Source organism: Pseudomonas sp. NFACC13-1 (genome assembly GCF_900104425.1).
GTDB classification, from domain to species: Bacteria; Pseudomonadota; Gammaproteobacteria; order Pseudomonadales; family Pseudomonadaceae; genus Aquipseudomonas; species Aquipseudomonas fluorescens_AA.
In genome coordinates, this window is the sequence record NZ_FMXV01000041.1 from 23,546 (window position 1) to 44,635 (window position 21,090).

General features: G+C 59.4%; 12 protein-coding genes, 3 tRNA genes and 1 pseudogene. 13 read left to right on the top strand and 3 right to left on the bottom strand.

The window, feature by feature from the left end:
- The first annotated feature begins 69 nt into the window (after nucleotides 1-69).
- The 4 genes from BLQ55_RS29650 (at nucleotide 70) to BLQ55_RS29665 (ending at nucleotide 2,021) form a co-directional block, all read left to right on the top strand.
- Nucleotides 70-1,311 carry an aspartate kinase gene (locus BLQ55_RS29650; protein ID WP_060741016.1) on the top strand — a complete coding sequence of 414 codons (1,242 nt, stop codon included), beginning with the start codon at nucleotides 70-72 and terminating at the stop codon, nucleotides 1,309-1,311.
- A gap of 184 nt (nucleotides 1,312-1,495) precedes the next feature.
- On the top strand, nucleotides 1,496-1,684 hold the full coding sequence (csrA, locus tag BLQ55_RS29655; protein ID WP_003178872.1) for a carbon storage regulator CsrA: 189 nt from the start codon (nucleotides 1,496-1,498) through the stop codon (nucleotides 1,682-1,684).
- 62 nt (nucleotides 1,685-1,746) lie between these two features.
- Nucleotides 1,747-1,837 (top strand) — tRNA-Ser (locus tag BLQ55_RS29660).
- 107 nt (nucleotides 1,838-1,944) lie between these two features.
- Nucleotides 1,945-2,021 (top strand) — tRNA-Arg (locus tag BLQ55_RS29665).
- A gap of 40 nt (nucleotides 2,022-2,061) precedes the next feature.
- Here the strand turns inward: BLQ55_RS29665 and BLQ55_RS29670 are convergent.
- Nucleotides 2,062-2,565 (bottom strand): cell envelope protein SmpA, encoded by a 504-nt coding sequence (locus tag BLQ55_RS29670; protein ID WP_092205386.1) that lies wholly within the window; start codon nucleotides 2,563-2,565, stop codon nucleotides 2,062-2,064.
- 322 nt (nucleotides 2,566-2,887) lie between these two features.
- Here BLQ55_RS29670 and mgtE point away from each other — a divergent pair, with 322 nt between their 5' ends.
- Nucleotides 2,888-4,330, top strand: a complete 1,443-nt coding sequence (gene mgtE / locus BLQ55_RS29675; RefSeq protein ID WP_060741018.1) for a magnesium transporter — start codon at nucleotides 2,888-2,890, stop codon at nucleotides 4,328-4,330.
- A 322-nt stretch (nucleotides 4,331-4,652) separates the two neighbouring features.
- On the opposite strand, the gene BLQ55_RS29680 is transcribed toward mgtE, so the two are convergent.
- Entirely contained in the window at nucleotides 4,653-4,979 is a 327-nt protein-coding gene (locus BLQ55_RS29680; protein ID WP_092205387.1) for an Arc family DNA-binding protein, read from the bottom strand.
- A gap of 528 nt (nucleotides 4,980-5,507) precedes the next feature.
- Between BLQ55_RS29680 and BLQ55_RS29685 the strand changes: the two genes are divergently transcribed.
- From BLQ55_RS29685 to BLQ55_RS29705, 5 genes are all read left to right on the top strand, one after another.
- Nucleotides 5,508-5,584 (top strand) — tRNA-Arg (locus tag BLQ55_RS29685).
- Between the two features lie 462 nt (nucleotides 5,585-6,046).
- Nucleotides 6,047-7,708: a ShlB/FhaC/HecB family hemolysin secretion/activation protein gene (locus BLQ55_RS29690; protein ID WP_092259081.1), complete on the top strand. Its 1,662-nt coding sequence runs from the start codon at nucleotides 6,047-6,049 to the stop codon at nucleotides 7,706-7,708.
- A gap of 9 nt (nucleotides 7,709-7,717) precedes the next feature.
- Nucleotides 7,718-8,236 carry a toxin-activating lysine-acyltransferase gene (locus BLQ55_RS29695; RefSeq protein WP_092205388.1) on the top strand — a complete coding sequence of 173 codons (519 nt, stop codon included), beginning with the start codon at nucleotides 7,718-7,720 and terminating at the stop codon, nucleotides 8,234-8,236.
- 45 nt (nucleotides 8,237-8,281) lie between these two features.
- Nucleotides 8,282-17,509 (top strand): two-partner secretion domain-containing protein, encoded by a 9,228-nt coding sequence (locus tag BLQ55_RS29700; RefSeq protein WP_256326666.1) that lies wholly within the window; start codon nucleotides 8,282-8,284, stop codon nucleotides 17,507-17,509.
- Nucleotides 17,506-18,219 (top strand): hypothetical protein, encoded by a 714-nt coding sequence (locus BLQ55_RS29705; RefSeq protein ID WP_092259084.1) that lies wholly within the window; start codon nucleotides 17,506-17,508, stop codon nucleotides 18,217-18,219. Before BLQ55_RS29700 ends, BLQ55_RS29705 begins: the two co-directional genes overlap by 4 nt.
- A 10-nt stretch (nucleotides 18,220-18,229) precedes the next feature.
- Here the strand turns inward: BLQ55_RS29705 and BLQ55_RS32035 are convergent.
- Nucleotides 18,230-18,343: pseudogene (locus BLQ55_RS32035) on the bottom strand (IS5/IS1182 family transposase); the annotation flags it as partial.
- A gap of 84 nt (nucleotides 18,344-18,427) precedes the next feature.
- On the opposite strand from BLQ55_RS32035, the gene BLQ55_RS29710 reads away from it, so the two are divergent.
- From BLQ55_RS29710 to BLQ55_RS29720, 3 genes are read left to right on the top strand one after another with little or no spacing between them, the layout of a single operon-like run.
- Nucleotides 18,428-19,042: a GAD-like domain-containing protein gene (locus tag BLQ55_RS29710; protein WP_092259093.1), complete on the top strand. Its 615-nt coding sequence runs from the start codon at nucleotides 18,428-18,430 to the stop codon at nucleotides 19,040-19,042.
- Nucleotides 19,043-19,095: 53 nt separating this feature from the next.
- Nucleotides 19,096-19,965, top strand: a complete 870-nt coding sequence (locus BLQ55_RS29715) for a hypothetical protein (RefSeq protein WP_092259087.1) — start codon at nucleotides 19,096-19,098, stop codon at nucleotides 19,963-19,965.
- Nucleotides 19,966-20,016: 51 nt separating this feature from the next.
- Complete coding sequence (locus tag BLQ55_RS29720) at nucleotides 20,017-20,613, top strand: imm11 family protein (protein ID WP_092259090.1); 597 nt, start codon at nucleotides 20,017-20,019, stop codon at nucleotides 20,611-20,613.
- The last annotated feature ends 477 nt before the right edge of the window (nucleotides 20,614-21,090 follow it).

Here is a 21,090-nt window from a genome sequence, read left to right on the forward strand (position 1 = left end):
CTAGTGACGGGCCCGGCCGCTGTTTGAGTGATTTATTGGGCGCCCTTCATGGGCAGAGGCGGCTTTGAAATGGCTTTGATCGTACAGAAATTTGGAGGCACCTCGGTCGGCACTGTCGAGAGAATCGAACAAGTCGCCGACAAGGTTAAGAAATTCCGTGAAGCGGGCGATGACCTGGTGGTTGTGCTGTCGGCAATGAGCGGCGAGACCAACCGTCTGATCGATCTGGCCAAGCAAATCAGCGGCGACCAGCAACCGGTTCCCCGTGAGCTGGACGTGATTGTTTCCACCGGCGAGCAGGTGACCATCGCCTTGCTGGCCATGGCGCTGATCAAGCGTGGCGTGCCGGCGGTGTCCTACACCGGCAACCAGGTGCGTATCCTGACGGACAGCGCGCACAACAAAGCGCGTATCCTGCAGATCGACGACCAGAAGATTCGCGGCGACCTGAAGGCTGGCCGTGTCGTGGTTGTCGCCGGTTTCCAGGGCGTGGACGAGCAGGGCAATATCACCACCCTCGGCCGTGGCGGTTCCGACACCACGGGCGTAGCACTGGCGGCGGCTCTCAAGGCTGACGAATGCCAGATCTACACCGATGTGGACGGTGTCTACACCACCGACCCACGGGTGGTGCCTGTGGCCCAGCGCTTGGACAAGATCACGTTCGAAGAAATGCTGGAAATGGCCAGTCTCGGCTCGAAGGTGTTGCAGATCCGGGCGGTCGAATTCGCCGGCAAATACAACGTTCCGCTGCGCGTCCTGCACAGCTTCAAAGAGGGTCCGGGCACCCTCATTACTATTGATGAAGAGGAATCCATGGAACAGCCGATCATTTCCGGCATCGCTTTCAACCGCGATGAGGCCAAGCTGACCATCCGTGGCGTGCCAGACACCCCCGGCGTGGCGTTCAAGATTCTCGGCCCGATCAGTGCCGCGAACATCGAAGTCGACATGATCGTGCAGAACGTCTCGCACGATAACACCACTGACTTCACCTTCACCGTGCACCGCAACGACTACCAGTCTGCCGAAGCGATCCTGAAAAAGACCGCTGGCGAGATCGGTGCCCGGGAAGTGGTGGGCGATACCAAGATCGCCAAGGTCTCGATCGTCGGTGTCGGCATGCGTTCCCACGCAGGCGTGGCCAGCCGCATGTTCGAATCCCTGGCCAAGGAAAGCATCAACATCCAGATGATCTCTACTTCGGAAATCAAGGTTTCCGTGGTGATCGAAGAGAAATACCTGGAACTGGCCGTGCGCGCCCTGCACACGGCTTTCGAGCTCGACGCTGCTGCCCAGCAGGGCGAGTAAAGCGTTATCCAGAGGGCGCGGTTGGACCGCGCCCTTTGTTTTTCTGAATGGCGCGTCCCAAAACTGTTCTTTTGCCCGCGCTGGTCAATACTAGGCCTGTAGGCTTCGACCGTTTCGGTTGTAGGTCCAATGCCTTTTTTTTGCAGACTGTTGTCCCTTAAGTGAATTGCGTGAGGAGAAAGGTATGCTGATTCTGACTCGTCGGTGTGCAGAAAGCCTGATTATTGGCGATGGCGAAATCACCGTGACCGTGCTCGGCGTCAAAGGAAACCAAGTGCGTATCGGCGTCAACGCCCCGAAAGAGGTTGCTGTACACCGGGAGGAAATCTACCTGCGTATCAAGAAAGAGAAGGACGACGAACCAAGCCATTAATTTTTATCGATTTTTATGTTTGCAAACGGGGATGAAGGTGGTTAATATACGCCCCGTGTTGCGGAGAGCTGGCCGAGTGGCCGAAGGCGCTCCCCTGCTAAGGGAGTACACCTCAAAAGGGTGTCGGGGGTTCGAATCCCCCGTTCTCCGCCATTATTCGTTTAGTGCGTCAGAACCTGGCTTGATCAGTAAGTGTTTGAAATTACTGAAAAAAGCGCTTTACAAAAGGATTTGACGACCTATAATGCGCGGCAACAAATGCACTCGTAGCTCAGCTGGATAGAGTACTCGGCTACGAACCGAGCGGTCACAGGTTCGAATCCTGTCGAGTGCACCAAACACCAAAAAGCCCGCGTTTAACGCGGGCTTTTTGCTGTCTATGATTTGCCTTTCACGCACCCCCTTTCATCGAACACGACCTCTGCGCTGCGACCTTTCTTCGCCTTGTAGGTATACCGTGTGTTCGAATTCCGAATCTTGATTGAGTCTGGCTTGCCCAGGGCGCTCTCGACGTCCTGTTGGCTCATGCCAACGACGATTCGTCGCTCCAGAATGGCATCGCGGCGTTGCCTGGCATCGATGAGGTTCCCGCAGCGGTCCTGGAACTGGCCGACCACGGTCGGCTCCTTGCGGGTGGTTGTGTTGCCGGATGTTTGCCAGCGCTCCGCTTCGGGCAGCATCGCCTCGGTCGTCGGCTCGATCGAACCTGGGCTGTAGGGATGGATCTGCTGGAGTGACAGGGCTTCACCCGGGCCACAACTCAAGGTGGTGAATGTCACGTGCCCCGCGATGCTTTCGCAGCGATGCACGGTTTGCCCGGCGGCCCACAAAGGCAGGCAGGGCAGGCTGGCGAGCAGGATCAGGTAGTGGTTGATGGGCATCCGGTCGTCCTCCTTGACGGTGCAGAAGAACAGGGTAGACGCCGCATTCCTGTCGAGGCGTGTGTTTTCTTTTCCGGATAAGTCGTCGTAAAGCGCAAGGTTCAGCCTGCGTTCAGGTTTGTCTCGCAAGCGCTTGTTCTTGCCATGATTTTTTAGCGTTTTAAAGCGTCAAGCGGTGTATGATTGCGCCCGTCAGCCCCGCCGGGGCTTTGGAATATCTCCATGGACTTACCCAGTAGTTACTCAATATTTAGTTTTGCCAATCATGAATTAACTGATTGATCCTTCCGGCGTGCTCCACTGCTGGGAGTGGAGTTCGCCTATGACCCAAGTAGAAGTAAAAAAAACGCAGGAAAGCCTTCAGGATCGTCTCGCTCAAGTCGTTGAGCTGCTGCAGCGCCAACGGGTCGTCGAAGACCTGACGCATCGCCAGGAAGGCCCGAATCATGACCGGGTCGAGAACCTGGTCCACCGGCAGAATCTCGTCGAGCTGCAACGCAAGCTCGATGACCTGCACTCCGCCGACGTCGCCTACATTCTTGAAGCCTTGCCCCTGGAAGAGCGTCTGACGGTCTGGCAGTTGGTCAAGGCTGATCGAGACGGTGACATCCTGCTCGAAGTGTCGGACTCGGTTCGCGAAACCCTGATCGCCGACATGGATGATCATGAGTTGCTGGCGGCGGCCAAGGAAATGGACGCCGACGAACTCGCCGACCTTGCGCCCGAACTGCCACGGGACGTTGTCCACGAACTGATGGAAGCCCTCGACGGCCAGCAACGTGAGCGTGTGCGCTCGGCGTTGTCCTATGACGAGGAGCAGGTCGGTGCGTTGATGGACTTCGAGATGGTGACGATCCGCGAGGATGTCAGCCTTGAAGTGGTCTTGCGTTACCTGCGTCGTCTCAAGGAGCTGCCAGGCCATACCGACAAGCTTTTCGTGGTCGATTACGACGGTGTGCTCAAGGGCGTGCTGCCCATCAAGCGTTTGCTCGTCAACGACCCGGAAAAGCAGGTGGCCGAGGTCATGGCCAGCGATCCGGTGAGCTTTCATCCGGACGAAGACGCCTACGATGCGGCCCAGGCATTCGAACGTTATGACTTGATTTCCGCACCGGTGGTCGACAAGAACGGCAAGCTGATCGGCCGTCTGACCATCGATGAAATGGTCGACTTGATTCGTGAGGAAAGCGAAAGCGAAGTCCTCAACATGGCCGGTCTGCGCGAAGAAGAAGACATCTTCGCCTCGGTCTGGAAGTCCCTGCGTAACCGCTGGGCCTGGCTGGCGATCAACCTGATCACGGCGTTTGTCGCCTCCCGGGTCATCGGCCTGTTCGAAGGCTCCATCGAGAAGCTGGTGGCGCTCGCGGCGCTGATGCCTATCGTCGCCGGTATCGGTGGCAACTCCGGTAACCAGACCATCACCATGATCGTCCGTGCCATGGCGCTGGACCAGGTCAGCACCGGCAATACGTCGCGATTGATGCGCAAGGAACTGGCGGTCTCCTTGATCAATGGCGTGATTTGGGGGGGGGTGATTGGTGTGGTGGCTTATCTGCTTTATGGCAGCTGGTCGCTGGGGGTGGTCATGACGGCCGCAATGACGCTCAACCTGCTGCTGGCGGCATTGATGGGGGTCTTGATCCCCATGACCCTGGCCCGTATGGGGCGCGATCCTGCCATGGGTGCCAGTGTCATGATTACCGCGGTGACCGACAGCGGCGGGTTCTTCATTTTCCTGGGGTTGGCGACGATTTTCCTGCTCTGAGTCGCTCATCGAGAAACCCGCCTGTTGGCGTAGAACTGTTCGCTTGGAAAAAAGCGGCGCTTCTTTCAGAAATGGGAAGCGCCGTTTTTTTTGAGCTTTTTTCGATTGGTGGGGCGCCGAGATCGAGCGTCCAAAGCAAGAGCAACCGGCAGGTCCAGCCGCTATGCAATGGCACTACCGCTATCGCGAGCAAGCTTGCTCCCACATGGGGCTGCGGGTGATTGACCGATATGAGGTCACCAGCAATTGCTTCTATCGGGCCTGGGCAAACGCCAGGCACAAAAAAGCCAGCACGAGGCTGGCTTGAGTGTTTTGGCTGTGATCAGGTCGGTTCTGCGGCCATCTCTACGTCATGGGCAATCAGCGAAACGAGGGCGTTCTGCTGACGGTGGGAGAGTTGTCGGAAGCGTTGAAGCAGCTCGCGCTCATGCAAAGACAGCTCCGGGCTGTCCAGGCGCATGCTCAGCTCTTCACCCAGTGCACCTTCCTGAATCAGACTTTGCTCCAGGCGCGCAATGATTTCAGAGTTCATGCTGCGATGATGATTACGAGCCACCTCGGCAATGCGTTCCCGCATTCCGTCTGGCAGACGTACGACGAACTTGTCAGCCGTACGGCTGGAATAAATTGCCTTTGTCATTGGGCGCATATTTATTTAACCGGTTAGTTCAGGGGAGCGGTTCTCGGGATTGGCCGCAGGATGTCGATAGGACAAGCTCCACTGCCAAATGTTCAACCTGAATTGTTAAGAGGCCCGCATCATGCCTCAAAATTGCCAGATCATTGGCGCCAATTCTGTGACAAATTCTGATCCGGGTAAAGGCGTTATGCCAGCACCTTTCATCAAAAAATGCGGACTGGTTGGAAAAAAACAACAGGTTCGCATTTTGTGACCGTCGAATTGTGTCGTTGTGCCATACCGTCTGGCGGATAACGGAAATGGACAAAAGCACCTGCCGTCCCTGTCTTGTACAGGATAGTGGCAAATGGCCGATTTACTAGGATAAACGAGTCTGGGACAGATGAATGGTGGTCATCCTCGGCCGCTAAGGCCTTGTCTGTCTTCCAGGCGGTACCATTTGCCTACACTTAAAAAACAGCGACGACATGACAAACGCAGGGCAGGTCGTTACCATGCACGCCGTCCCGTGCACCGCGTTTCTCGTGGTCGACTCGTGTCTCAGTAGCTCAATTGGATAGAGCATCCCCCTCCTAAGGGGAAGGTTGGCAGTTCGAACCTGCCCTGGGACACCATTATAAACAGTGGGTTAGCGCAATTGCCGCTGACTTTTCCTGCTTGAATCCCACATCCCCCGTACGATTCAACCTCGGCTTGGGCTTGCCGTTCATGCCTCGCACAGCGCCTCATTCCCCCAAGCTGTGACCAACTGCCCATTTTTACCCATTTGTATCGAACATATTTCGGTCACGGGAAACTTTCTCCCCTCTCTGCCATCAGACCGTCTCGGTACGTTGTAGGACTTTTCCTTCGTTTCCGATGGATTACGTACCTCGTTATTTATCTGTGTCAGTGTCAATGCCGCTTCCGGCGGGCCTGACTCACCATGTCTTCGATTCAGGCCACAAGGATGTGACATGCAGCCAGCCGCACCCTGCCGAACGCGTAAACCGAACAGCCCTCGCCGTTGTGCTGGTGGAACCCGTTCATCCGCACAGAACGCCAAGCGTCTCGCCCTGCTGCTGATAGCGGCGTGGATGACGGGCGCGTGGAGCGCTGCGCAGGCGGCCGGACCTGAAGAAGAACTGCTGCGCCAGCAAGAGCGCGAACGGGTTTTGCGCGATCAGTTGGAGTCCCGGCCCGACGTGCGTCTGCAGGCAGCACCCGTGGGTGAAGGTGCCGAGCGCTTGCCCGCCAAGGAAAGTCCCTGCTTTGCCATCAATGACATCCGCCTGATCGGCGAGGCGTCGGAAAAATTCCAGTGGGCGTTGCGCGCCGCCAATCCCAAGGATGATCCCGCCATCGGTCGTTGCCTCGGCGGTGGCGGGATCAACCTGACGATGAAGCGCATGCAGAATGCGATCATCGAGGCCGGCTACGTCACCACTCGCGTACTCGCCGAAGCCCAGGACTTGAACAGCGGGGTGCTGGTGTTGACCCTGGTGCCAGGGCGCATTCGCGAGATTCGTTTCGAGGAGGGTACCAGCGCCCGCGCCAATGCCTGGAACGCGATGCCGGCCAATCCTGGCGATCTGCTCAACTTGCGCGACATCGAACAGGCGCTGGAGAACTTCAAGCGCGTGCCGACCGCAGAGGCCGACATCAAGATCGCGCCAGCCCGTGCCGCCGACGCCAGGCCCGGTGAGAGCGACGTGGTGATCGCCTGGAGCCAGCGGTTCCCCGCCCGGGTGAGCCTGTCGGTGGACAATTCCGGCAGCAAGAGCACGGGCAAATACCAGGGCAACGTATCGCTGTCCTTGGACAACCTGCTGTCGCTCAACGATTTGTTCTACGCCAGCGTCAACCATGACTTGGGCGGCGGCGAGTCCGGGCACCGCGGTTCCGATGGCAACACGCTGCATTATTCGCTGCCGTTCGGTTACTGGCAGTTGGGGTTCACCAGCAGCGAATACAACTACGAACAGTCTGTCGCCGGCGCTAACCAGTCCTATCAGTACCGAGGCGAGAGTCGTAACAACGAGTTGCGCCTGTCACGCCTGCTGTACCGCGACGCCGTTCGCAAGACCACCGCTTGGGGCAGCCTGTGGACGCGCTCGTCGGAGAACTTCATCGACGACACCGAAATCGGCAACCAGAAACGCCGCATGGCCGGCTGGCAGTTGGGGCTGGACCATCGGGAATTCATTGGCGCTTCGATTCTTGACCTGGGCGTTGCCTATCGTCGTGGCACCGGTGCCCACGACGCGCTCAGGGCACCTGAGGAAGATTTCGACGCCGGTACGTCACGCTCGCAGATCATCACCGCCGATGCCCAATTGCAGGTGCCGTTCCAGGTCGGCGATCAGCGCCTGCGCTACATCGGTGGCTGGCGCGCGCAATGGAACCGTACGCCGTTGGTGCCCCAGGACCGCTTCTCCATCGGCGGGCGCTACAGCGTGCGCGGCTTCGATGGTGAAAACATTCTTTCCGCCGACCGTGGCTGGACCCTGCGCAACGAAATCGGCCTGTCCCTGGGCCAGACCGGCCAGGAGCTCTACACCGGCATCGACTATGGCGAAGTCAGCGGCCAGTCCAGTGAGTTCCTGATCGGCCAGCGCCTGGCGGGGGCCGTGGTGGGTATACGCGGCGGTTACAAGGGCCTGTCCTATGACTGGTCGGTAGGTACGCCGTTGAAGAAACCCGATGGTTTCGAGACGGCCAACGTGACCAGCGCGTTCACCGTCATCTGGTCATTCTGAGGTGATCCCATGCAGTTCGAGACGCTAGACATTATCGCTCCTGGCCTGATCGACGAACCCTGGAGCGAAGCTGCGGTGTTCGGCTCCGCCACTTGGTTGTGGATGCATTCCAAGGCCCATCGCGATGCGCCGTTGCACACCTTGCCGACATTGCTGTTGCCGGCGCTCAAGCATCGCCAGTTCGTGCTCGGCTCTGAACACGGCAAGCCGGTGTTCTACCTGTCCTGGCTCAACCTCGACGAGGCGGCAGAGCAACGTTACCTGCGCCAGTCGCCGCTGGCGCTGAGCCAAGAGGACTGGAACAGCGGCGAACGTCTCTGGCTCAACGACTGGGTCGCCCCCTTTGGCCACACGGCGGTGTTGAGCCGCTTGTTGCAACGTCACCTTTTCATCGATCGCTGCGCTCGAGCCCTCTATCACCGAGGCGACGAGCGTGGCCTGCGGGTCAAGACATTCCAAGGGATCGGGGTCATCCCCGAACAGGCCCAGGCCTGGTTTGCCGCCCACCCGCTGGCAGTCAAAGCGTAACTCCAACCACTGGTCGTGCGGGCAGGCTCCGCAAATGGAATTGCTATGAACAAGCATCTGTACCGAATCGTTTTCAACAAGGCCCGCGGCCTGTTGATGGTCGTAGCCGAGAACGTCACCAGCCAGGTCAAGGCGCCGGGGACCCGCTCCGGGCCGACGACGGGCGCAGCGGCTTGCACGGCGACATTGAGGGCGTTGCGCTTTGCCGTGATGACAGCGATCGGCCTGGTGTCCTTGAGCGTCGCACCGACCTGGGCCGGCACCATCGTCGCCGATCCAGGCGCTCCGGCTGGCCAACAACCGACGGTGATACAAAGCGCCAACGGCACGCCGCAGGTGAATATCCGCGCGCCCAGTGCCGGCGGGGTCTCGCGCAACACCTACAACCAGTTCGATGTCGACAGCCGGGGGGTGATTCTCAACAACGGCACAGGCAACAGCCAGACGAAACTGGGCGGTTGGATCGAAGGCAACCCGATGTTGGGCAATGGCAGCGCGCGGGTCATCCTCAACGAAGTCAACTCCAGTAACCCCAGCCAATTGCGCGGTTACGTCGAAGTCGCCGGCCAGCGTGCCGAAGTGGTCATCGCCAACCCCTCCGGTATCACTTGCAACGGTTGCGGCTTCATCAACGCCGACCGGGCCACCCTCAGCACCGGCCGCGCGCAGTTGGAGAACGGTCGCATCACGGGCTACACCGTGCAGGGCGGCGCGATCAACATCGAAGGCAAAGGCCTGGATGCCCGCGAGGCCGACTACACGGACCTGATTGCCCGCTCGGTGCAGGTCAACGCCGGGGTGTGGGCCAACGACTTGAAGGTCACCGCCGGACGTAATCAGGTCAATGCCGACAACACCCAGGCCACGCCGCTGCCGGGCACCGAGGGAGAAAAACCCACCGTTGCCATCGACGTCGCCAAGCTCGGCGGCATGTATGCCGGGAAGATCATGCTGGTGGGCACGGAGTCCGGCGTGGGGGTGCGCAATGCCGGGCAGATCGGCGCCATGGCTGGCGAGGTGGTGATCAGCGCCGACGGCAAATTGCAAAACCAGGGGGCGATCAGCAGCGCAACGGCGACGCAAATCACTGCCGCCAGCGTCGACAACAGCGGCACGCTCTACGCCAAGGGCGACCTGAAGCTCGACAGCATCGGTGATATCGACAACGGCGGCACCGTTGCCAGCCAGAACCACACCACACTCACCGCCAAGACCATTCGCAGCACCGAGGCGTCGAGCCTGGCGGCGGGCGTTGGCGCGGACGGCAAGCTGGGCAAGAGTGGCAACCTCGCGCTACGGGCCACCACGATCAAGGCGCAAGGCCAGAACCTTGCCGGCGGCGATGTTGGCGTCGAGGCCGCTGACCTGGACCTGAGTGGCAGCCAGACCCTGGGCAGCAACGTCACGCTGACGGCCAGTTCCGGCGATGCCAACCTCAGTGGCAGCCAAGTCGATGCGACCCAGGTGCTGACCGCCAAAGCGGCCAAGACCCTGCGCACCGATGCGGCCAAAGTCAGCGCTGGCAACCTGCAATTGAGTGCGCGGGATGTGTCCAATGCCGGCGGTGAACTGGTGCAGACCGGCACCGCCGACACGTCGATCAGCGTCGCCGCCACGCTCGACAACAGCGGTGGCCGTATAGCCTCCAACGCCGGCAACCTGAAGCTTGGCGCCAATCGCCTCGACAACAGCAACGGCAAGGTCGAGCACGCCGGCAAAGGCACCCTGGACATCCAGGCCAACCAGTTGGCCGGCAGCAAAGGCACTCTGGCGAGCAATGGCAAGTTGAGTGTCAAGGCCAGTGAGGTGGTGGTCGATGACGGCCTGACCCAAGGTCAACAGATCACGCTCGACACCACGACCCTGTCCAACCAGCGTGGGCGCATTCTCCAGACCGGCGCGCAACCGTTGCAGGTCACCGCCCGTGAACGCTTCGACAATCAGGCCGGGCAAGTCAGCGGTCCTGCAGCGGTGGTTTTGAAGGTCGGCACGTTGAACAACCAGGGCGGCAAAGTCCTCGCCACCGATAACGGTGCGTTGACCGTCACGGCCGACAAAGAGATCAATAACGGCGGCGGGACGCTGGCCGCCAGCGGTACGACAAAGGTCAGCGGCGAGGCGCTGGATAATACCCAAGGCACGGTGAGTGCCGGCGGTGAGCTGGACGCGACGTTCGATCGCTTGAACAACATCGGTGGCACGCTGGCCGCGACCCAGCGCATGCAGATCATCGCCGGGCAGTTGAACAACACCAACGGCGTGCTGGGCTCGGTGAAGTCCGGGTTGCTGGTCAGTGTCTCGGCGGATGCGCTGAACAACAGCGGCGGGCGCCTTGAAGCACTGGGCGATATCACGCTGTCGGCCCAAGGTTTGAATAACCAGGGCGGGGTGATCAGTGGCCAGGCCCTGGACCTGAACAGCCACGGCCTGCTGATGGACAACAGCCAGGGCACGTTGAATGCCGGCGCGACCCTCGACCTGCGCAGCGGTGAGTTGCGCAACGCGGCGGGCCTGATCCAGGCCAAGGGCAGGCTGTTCATCGACACCGGCAGCCAGGCGCTGAACAACCTTCAGTCCGGCACCACCCAGGGCATCAGCGGCCAGGACGCGGTGGAAATCCACAGCGCCCATTTCAACAACAGCGCCGGTTTCCTCGGAGCCAAGGGCGCGCTGGTGCTCAAGGCCACCGACCTGACCAACGGCAGCGGCGGCCAGATCATTGGCCAGAAGAGCGTTCAGGTCGAAGGCGCCCGGGTGGATAACCGCGGCGGTCAGTTGCAGGGCCTCGGCGATGTCCAGTTGGTGCTGGGTGAGACCCTCAACAACCAGGGCGGACTGGTGCGCAGCGCGGGCACCCTGGGCGTGACTGCCGACGTGCTCGACAACAGCGCCACCCAAGGTGCCAACCAGGGGCTCGAAGGTCGCACCATGAGCCTGGCGCTCAACACCTTCGGCAACCAGGCCGGTGCCGTGCGCGCCGACCAAGGGTTGTCCATCGGCGTCAGCCAGGCGTTGGATAACCAGGGCGGCCTGATTTCCTCGGGGGCGGGCCTGACCATCACCGACCGCGATCCGGCGCAACGTCGCCAGTCGGTGCACAACCTCGACGGGACCTTGCTCGCCGGCAGCCTGTTGTCCCTCAACGCCGCCTATTACGCGGGCACCGGTCGGGCCCTGAGCCTGGGCGACCTGACGTTCAGCCTGCAAAGTGGCCTGGACCTGAGTGGACAGATCCAGGCCAATAACAAGGTTGACCTGAGCACCGATGGGGCTTTCAACAACAGCGGAAAACTGCTGGCGGGCAATCTCCTGCTGGTGCACTCGCAGACGCTGGACAATGCCACCAACGGCGAGATCAGCGCCGGCCAGGTTCGCTTGAACATCAACGACAGCCTGACCAACCGTGGCCTGATCGACGGCCAGCAAGTGCGTGTGCAAGCGCTGTCGCTGAATAATCTGGGCACCGGGCGCCTGTACGGTGATCGATTGGCGATCGCCACCTCGACACTGAGCAACCGCGATGAGAACGGTATCGCCGCGACCATCGCCGCCCGCGAGTCGCTGGACATTGGCACCGGCACCCTGGACAACCGCGAACGGGCGCTGATCTTCAGTGCCGGGGACCTCGCCATCGGCGGTGCGCTGAGCGCCACTGACAAGGCCCAGGACCGGGCCCAACTGCTAACCAACGCCAGCGCGACCATCGAGGCCCTCGGCAACCTGTCGCTCGATGTGCAAAGCGTGCGCAACACCAACGAACACTTCAGCACCCAACAGGTGGAAGTCAGCCGCACGGCCTTGCAGGAGTTCCAGCTCAGCGGTTCGCCGAACCGCTACCAGGGTGACCAGATTTCCCTGCGTAACGATGAGGTCCTTTACCTCTACACGCCTGAGGGGCGCAAAGACAACTGGAACCGCTACGACTACACCCGCGTGGTCCAGGAAACCCAGATCGCCACCTCGGCGCCGGCGCAGATCCTCTCTGGCGGGACGATGCAAATCAACGCAGGCGATGTGCTCAACGACAAGAGCCGCATCATCGCCGGTGGGCTGTTGCAGGCCAACATTGCCAGCCTGACCAACACCGAATTGACCGGCCAGCGCACCACCACCGACAGTGGTACCGCTACGAATTTCTATCGCATCCAGCGCAAGGGCCGGGACCGCCAAGGAACAGCCGTCACGGCCTACACGCCTGCCCCCTTGATCCAGGACATCACCCTGCAACCGACCGTGTTCGCCCAGAACGCCGCTGGCAACGGGACCGGCACCCAGATCAGTGCCCGCACCGCACAGGCCGTCAGCGAGCAGGTAGCCGCCACAGGCACGGTCAGCGCCCCGGTCGACAGGACCTATCAAGTGGCACCCATCGTTCAGGTCGCGGCCCAGACCACCCTGAACGGCAAGGGCGTCGCCGAGCAGATCCGCAGCGGCGGGCCATCCCTGGCATTGCCGAACAACAGCCTGTTCAGCACCAACCCACAGAGCACCAGCAGCTACCTGATCGAAACCGATCCGCGTTTTGCCAGCTATCGCACCTGGCTGTCGTCGGACTACATGTTGCAGCGCCTGCAAGTCGACCCGGCACTGACGCAACAACGTCTGGGCGACGGTTTCTACGAGCAGAAGCTGATTCGCGAGCAAGTGGCGCAACTCACCGGCCGACGTTTCCTCGACGGCTACGCCAATGACGAAGTGCAATACCGTGCCCTGATCGACAACGCCGTGACCGTCGCCAGCCAGTGGCAACTGGTGCCCGGCGTGGCCCTGACCTCCGCGCAGATGGCCCAGTTGACCAGCGACATTGTCTGGCTGGTGCAGAAACAGGTGACCCTGGCCAACGGCGACACCCGCAACGTGCTGGTGCCGCAAGTGTACGTACGGGTCCAGGAAGGCGACCTCAACGGCTCCGGCGCCCTGATTGCCGGGCAGCAGTTGAACCTGAACATCGCCGGCGACCTGGTCAACAGTGGCAGCCTCGCCGGGCGCAGCGTCATGGCGATCACCGCGCAGAACATCGAGAACCTCGGTGGGCGTATCCAGGCCGACAAGGCGGCGCTCACCGCGCGGGAAAACCTCAACAACCTCGGCGGCCTGATCGGTGCCGTGGACAGCCTGTCGGTCAAGGCCGGGCAGGACATCAACGTCATCTCCAGCAGCCGGGACAGCAGCAGTGCTCAAGGCACCCGCACCAACCTGTCGCGGGTCGCCGGGCTGTTCGTCAGCGGCGCCCAGGGCACGATGGGCGTGAGCGCCGGCAACGACCTCAACCTCACCGGGGCCCAGGTGGTCAATGCCGGCAAGGGCGGCAGTACGTTGCTGGAGGCGGGCAAGAACATCAACCTGGCCACCGTCGGCGAAGCGCACGAGCAAGGGCTGGCCTGGAACGGCAGCAACTGGCGCAAGGACGCCAGCCGGACCGAAGTCGGCTCCCTGGTCCAAGGGCAGGGCGACGTGCGCTTGAGCGCGGGCCAGGACCTTAACGCCCGCGCCGCCCGTGTCACCAGCGAGCAAGGCGCGGTATTCGCCGAGGCCAAGCGCGACGTCAACCTGACCGCCGGCCAGAACTACCAGTTCGCCGATGAAGCGCACAAGGTCAAAGGCAGCAACGGGATGTTCTCCAGCAAGACCACCACCACCCGTGACACGATCAGCCAGACCTCGGTCGAAGGTTCCACCCTGAGTGGCGAGCAGACCTATGTGCAGGCCGGTCGCGACATCAACCTCAAGGGCAGCAACGTGGTGTCCACGACCCAGACGGTTCTGGTGGCGGACAACAACGTCAACATCGAAGCCGACACCGCCAGCAGCAGCGAGCGCCACGACAAGTCCGTGAAGAAAAGCGGCCTGTTCAGCGGCGGTGGCATCGCCGTCACCCTGGGGACCCAGCAACAGAGCGTCAAGGACCTCACCACCGAGCACACGGCTGCGGCCAGCACCGTCGGCTCGACCGCCGGCGATGTGTTGATCGAAGCGGGCAAGGGCTATCGCCAGGTGGGCAGCCAGGTGTCGGCGCCACAAGGCAACATCGACGTCACGGCGCAGACCATCGACGTCGTCGAGGCGCGCAACACCCGCGAACGCGAGCGTGAAACCCTGTTCAAGCAGACCGGGTTCACCCTCACCGTGACCAACCCGGTGATCAGCGCGATCCAGACGTCCCAGCAAATGAAACATGCGTCGGAGAAAACCGACGACGGGCGCATGAAGGCCCTGGCCGCCGCCACTGCCGTGCTGGCCGCCAACAACGCGGCGACCGCCGTGGCGATGGACCCGGGTTCGGCGGGCGGGATCAACATCAGCCTGTCGCTGGGCACCAAGAAGAACGAAAGCACGACCACCTACACCAGCGACAGCGCGGCCGGCTCGACCATGACCGCCGGCAATGACATCCGCCTGCGCGCCACGGGCGCCGGGGCCGCCAGCGACATCACCGTGCAAGGCAGCGAGATCAAGGCCGGACGCAACGCCAGCCTGCTGGCGGACGGTGACATCAACCTGCTCGCCGCGCGCAATACCGACAAGCAGGAAACCGACAGCAAAGGCACCAGCGCGAGCATCGGCATCGGCTTTTCCCTGGGCGGTACCCGCAACGGTTTCACCCTGGACCTGGGAGCATCCGGCAGTCGCGGCCAGGCGGATGGCGATGGACTCACCCACACCAATACCCATGTCCAGGCAGGCAACCAGTTGCTGCTGGCCTCCGGCGGCGACACCAACCTCAAAGGCGCGGTGGCCAGTGGCAAACAGGTCCTGGCCGACATCGGCGGCGACCTGAACATCGAAAGCCTGCAAGACACCAACACCTACGTGGTCGATGAGAAGAGCCTGGGCTTTGGCATCAGCCTGTGCATTCCGCCGTTCTGCTACGGCATGAGTTCGGTCAGCGGTGCCAGTGGCAGCTTCGGTGCCACGGATATCGATTCCAACTACGCCAGCGTGACCGAGCAATCGGGCATCAAGGCCGGGGACGACGGCTTCGACATTCGCGTGGGTGGCAACACCGACCTGGTTGGCGGCATCATCGCCAGTAGCGACAAGGCGGTGCAGGACGGCAAGAATCGCCTGGTCACCGCCAGCCTCACCAGCCGCGACATCAAGAACAAGGCCGAGTACGACGCCAGCACCGTCAGCGTCGGTGGCGGCTATCGCGAAGTCGGCAAGGACCAGCAGGGCAACGCCACCAGCGGCGGCACGCAAACCCCTGGCACCGATTTGCCGAAGAACGATAACGACCTCAGCGCCACCATGCCGATTGCCATCAGTGCCAGCGACGACGCCAGCAGTGTCACCCGCAGCGGCATCAGCGGCGGCACCATCGTCATCAGCAACGATGCCGAGCAACAGAAGCGCACCGGCAAGAATGGCGAGCAAACCGTCGCCAGCCTCAACCGCGATGTCTCCAGCGACCGCGACACCACCAACACGCTCAAGCCGATCTTCGACGAAGACGAAATCCGTGCCGGTTTCGAGATCGTCGGAGCGTTCGCCAACGAGGCCAGCACCTTGCTCGCCAACAAGGCCAAGGAAGTCGACCTCAAGCGCAAACAGGCCGAGGCGGCTCAGGCAGCGGCCCTGGATCCCAACGCCCAACTCACCGACACCGAACGCCTGGCGCTGCTCGGCAATGCTCAGCGCCTCAATGCCGAAGCCAGCGGCATTGCCGACAAGTGGGGCGCGGGCGGTACCTACCGGCAGATCACCACCGCCCTGGTGGGCGCGGCCAGCGGCAACATCAGTGGCGGCAACAGTGCGTTCGTCCAAGGGCTGGTGGTCAATTACGTGCAACAGCAGGGCGCCGGCTACATCGGCGACCTGGTGGCGGACGGCAAGCTCACCGAAGGCTCGCCGCTGCACGCCGCCCTGCACGGCATCGTCGCCTGCGCGGGTGCCGCCGCCAGCAGCCAGAGCTGTGGCAGCGGTGCCGCGGGCGCGGCGGCATCGAGCCTGCTCACCGGCCTGTTCTCCGAAGCCAGCCCCGATGAAAGCGAATCCCAGCGTGAAGCCAAGCGTAACCTGATTGTCAGCATCGTCACTGGGCTGGCGGCCACCAGCTCCTCGCTGGACCCGGCCACCGCCACCAGCGCGGCCGGCGCCGCCGTGGACAACAACTGGCTGGCGACCCAGCAATTGGTCCAGGCCGAGAAGGAATACAGCGAGGCCGATGGGCTGCTGGCGAAGGCGCAAGTGATCGCCAAATGGGGGTACATCAACCAGAAGCAAGACGTACTGACCCGCTTCGGCGTGGGCAAAGGCCTGGTGCAAGCGGGCTGGAGCGACGTCGAGGGCCTGGCGCAATTCCTCCTCCATCCGGTTGACGGAATCAACGGCCTCAAAGCCCTGATCAACGACCCCGAGGCCCGCAAGCAGTTCGGCGATGGCGTGGTCAACGAACTCAACGCCAAACTCGACCGCGTGAAAGACGCTCTGGAAAACGGCGGCGACGACCGCGCCGTGCAACTGGGCCAGGATATTGGCGAGCTCGTCTGGCAGGTTGGCAGTATTGCCACGGGCGTGGGTACGGCAGCCAAAGGCGGCGTGGCGCTGGCAAAAACCGGGATCAGGGTGGGGGCGGAAGGGCTTGAAAAGATGGCCGATATGGCCAAAATTGCCAAAGCCGAAGCGTCGGCTGGTAAGCCGGTGCAGTGGAGCAGCGTGGAGGGGGCGTATAGCGGGAAACTTGAGGGGGGGTATGGCCCTGGCACGACGACCGTTAATGGGAAGGTTGTTGAGAATCCGGGGGAGTATAGTGTTGGGGCAAAAGGGCCTGGAAGTAAGGCCGATGACTTGCTGCCAAACCTCAATACCCGGGTACTTACCGAGACTGAGGCAAGAGCCTTGGGGGGTGAAAATAAAGGCCTGATTTATGTTGCTGAAGGGCCGAAAGGAAAACCAGATGCACAGGACTTTCAGGCGGGTACCAATGGTGCGTTTACTGATTTAGCTACCGGTAAAGGAGGGGTGCCAGCTCTGCGCTACACCAACCCTAACGAAAAAGGTGTCAATTTTGTTAAGTTTGACGGAATTGAGAAGGCTGCTGATGGTTCGTCTGTTATGTTAATTGATGCTAAGACAAAGTTGGCTATTTGGAGCCCTTCAACACAGAAGTCGGTTATGGATACTTTGCAGCGTGTGAAATCTGCCTTGGATCAGAATCCAGGATATAAAGTTGTATATGAATTTCCGAATCCCAAGGTTGAGGCGCAGGCCAAGGCTTTCATTAGATCCAATGGTTTCGACAAAATTATTAGTACTAGGACAAGAACCCCATGAGTGCAGCAGATATAGAACTATGGATTTATGCGCGTCCTGACGGAGCTCTAACTATAGATCAGCGACATGCTGAAGTCATGGATAGGATGTCTCAGATTGGTGCTCCTTTAGGCTTTGCGGGTCTTGAACTTCCGGCTGCGCCGAGTTGCGGTGATGGTTTGGTTGCTACCTATACAGTTAAACTTCCCATCAGAGGGCTTAGATTTGTGGGGGACTATGCGTATCGTGGTGAGCGATACATATATAAGGATAGGGCCTCCTATGACGAGCATTTGCGTTTTGGGTTTAAGGTGTCAAATAAGGCTATTGATTATGGTCTTGTTGTGAATGAGTATTTGCCAAAAGTGGTTGAGGCATTTAAAGGATATAAGGCTCAAGTATCCTACGATCTTTATGGTCTATATTATCAGGGAGGATTGAATGATGATAACTCGATTTATAATCGGTTGCGTGAAGACGAGGCAGTAGATGTTGATGGGCGCAACAATATTTATACGTTATACCCCGCGCAGTTCTGGGATGCAGCGCTTTGCCAGCGCGCCCTAGGCTATGGCCCCGATGAAGTAATTGCACGATTGCAAGGTAAATGTCTTATGGCCGAACGGCTGATGGATGGGGTCTATTTGGTGCTCAACGATGACCCGAGTATCTCCTATGAAGCCTTTGTAGAAATGAACGAGCGGATCAAGCCGATCTTGGGGCTGGTTTAGGGAAAGGGGACTAGGCACTGTACGAAAAATACTGTCTCAAACACCGCATGGCGCGATCCAGTGAGACCATCGCCGCATAACTTTTCGCGAGCTTGTCGAAGCGCGTGACGATGCGGCGGTTCTCCCTTGAGGGAAAAGGGGGCGGATTCATTTGATTGCTCTGTCTGTCCCCTTTATTTTCAGAGCTACTCAAAGGAGCGTCGGCAAGGTGAGGGATGAAGATTTCCAGTATTTCATCAGCGTGATGGGGGAGGCGACATCTCATCGACAGGTGTCTGACTCCCAAATTGCGAAGTACTGTAAAGTGCTCCCTGACGCGCTGCTTGAATATTGGCAGGAGGAGGGTTGGTGTGGATATGCCAATGGCCTTTTCTGGACAGTGAACCCGGATGAGTATAAACATCTGCTCGATATGTGGCTCGCGGGTACTGAATTTCCACAGATAGATAATTACCACGTTATTGCAAGAAGCGCGTTTGGGACTCTTTATGCTTGGGGGGAGAAATACAACCAGAAAATTGTAGTTTCATGTCCGACGGGCTCTATCGTCGCGTTGATGAATAAGCTGAAAACGCCTAATAAAGATCCGGATCTCGCCCTTCAGACATTTTTCGCTATGTCTGATAAAGAGCGTTATGATCTGGAGGATCATCAAGGTGAGTTTCTATTTGAGCGGGCGCTGGAGAAGTTGGGTGCACTTGACGAGCGTGAGGTCTATGGCTTTGAGCCTGCATTGTTTTTTGGAGGGGCGGCTTCGCTGGATCAGTTGGTTAAGTGCAATTTAGAGGTTCACTTAACGATCCTTCGACAGATGCGGTCCTGAGTGAGCACGGTAAGCGGAAGGACGTCTTGCTGGTGTAAAAGGAGTGTATCGAAATGGATGAAATCAACGTCCGGCTTGATCAGCACCGTCGTTGGCTTTCCCAGTCGGAAGGCCTGATGGCTCAAGAGTTTGGCTATATTGATGAGGATCTTGCCAGCGACTCATTAAGCGGATTGAACAATGTTGCTGACTCGTTGGGGATGCTGGCGACATATTACGGCATTCGGGGCGAAGTCTCGGTCAGTGATGGAGAGGCTTCTGGCTGGGAAGACGTCTCACGCTCGATGATGTACCGTTATTGGGCGCTGATGCTCAACGCCAAGACTTTCTCAAAAACGAGTTTTCTTCAAGGCATCAAAACCATCCCCAATTTGACTAACCAATTGAGCATTGCTGGATGCTTGCTGGCCGGATTGATAGTGGCTGATCGTCGAGATCTGGCCGCGTCCGTGGCCGATGTGCTGGCCGGAATGCTGACTATCAATGGCGCCGTGGATTCCAGCTATCTTGAACAGCGTCGATTCGAACCTTTCATGCTCTGGCTTTATTCAGTCTATTCGCAAGGAGAGACGCTTCCAGAGATCAAGTCGATGGATCTGGGGATTTATCAAAACGTGATAGACGAATGGACAGATGAGCAAGGGCTTGCCCATGCACTGCAAGAGCTATGTCAATATCACTTAACCCACGCTGAAGACGCCGGCGGGACCTGGGACCCTGAATTCAAATATGCGCCTTTCGATTTGTTGCCTGTGGAGGTCCACGCGATTTTCCAGGTCCGACAGCAGCTAGGTTTAACTGTTCCGGCGGTGTCGAGCCCTTTATTGTCCGCAGAGACGGCTGGGCTAGAACACCTGGTCATCATTTCTGATCAGCTTGCTGTCCAGGTGGAGACGGCCTACGAGCGTTTCTTCGGGCTTTAGACGAAGGCGCGACCCTTTTTTCAGTTAAGCAACGACACGCGGTGAGCTGAAATGAAGTATTACTTGTTGCGGGAAGATGTGCGGTTTCCTGAACGCTGGTATTTGGGAGATATAAAGCACTGCAACAACTGGCTCTTCATCGACCCCCCTTCTGAGTACATGGAGCCATGTACTTACGCCCTTGAGGTTCGTGAGGAAGGTGTGAGTCTGGATTTTTCCTTGGCTGGCTATGCCTCTGTGCCGGTCTTGAGTGAAAAAGCCAGGGATGCATTGTTGGGCGTTCCCGACGTTGATGAACCGTATATGAATGTCGTGCTCGAGCCTTTGGCGGTTGCAGGCGAGCAAGCTCATGATCGTTACTATGTGATGATTGTCGAGACCCAATTGGATTGCGTAGACGAATCACGCTCCGCTTACAAAAAATATGAGGTCAATGATCCCGTACGACCTGATCGAGCTGGCGAATACAGCGTTTTTCTGAATCTCGTCATTGATCCTGCCAAGGTCCAGGGAAAACATATTTTTCGCATCAAGAAACACTTGGGGGCATTGATCGTTAGCGAGGATGTGAAGCTTCGGCTGGAGCGCGCGGGTCTCAGAGGGATGCTATTGGAGGGGGTGAATGGTGAGGGTGAAGTTATTTGCTGATTGTTTGAGGGATGAAGCCTGACATCATCCTTTGTGGCGAGGGAGCTTGCTCCCGCTCGGTTGCGCAGCCGCCGCCAAAAAACAGGTCCGCTGCGCGGCCCAGCGGGAGCAAGCTCCCTCGCCACGGTCTGATTCTCTGCACTCGGTTTCTCCCACACCTTCCCCTTAACGGAACGCCATTTGCTGCCGATAACCCGATGAGCCCTGTTGTCTCCTGCGTTTTGGCTCGCAATGTGCGTCACGACACAGCCAGACCAAGCGATTACTGAAATCCCTTGAACGTTGCTGGCTGGTGGCTATCATCTGCGCGCCTCGGGGTTGTGACACGGCGTTTCGTTGTTATGCCATTGGGTTATTTTCTTACTTGCCTGGACATCCTCGATGCTGGCGTACCACCAAAAAAGTTTTCTGATCGTCGATGATTTCTCGGATTTCCGCAGTTCGATCCGGTCCATGCTGCGTGAGCTGGGCGTCAAG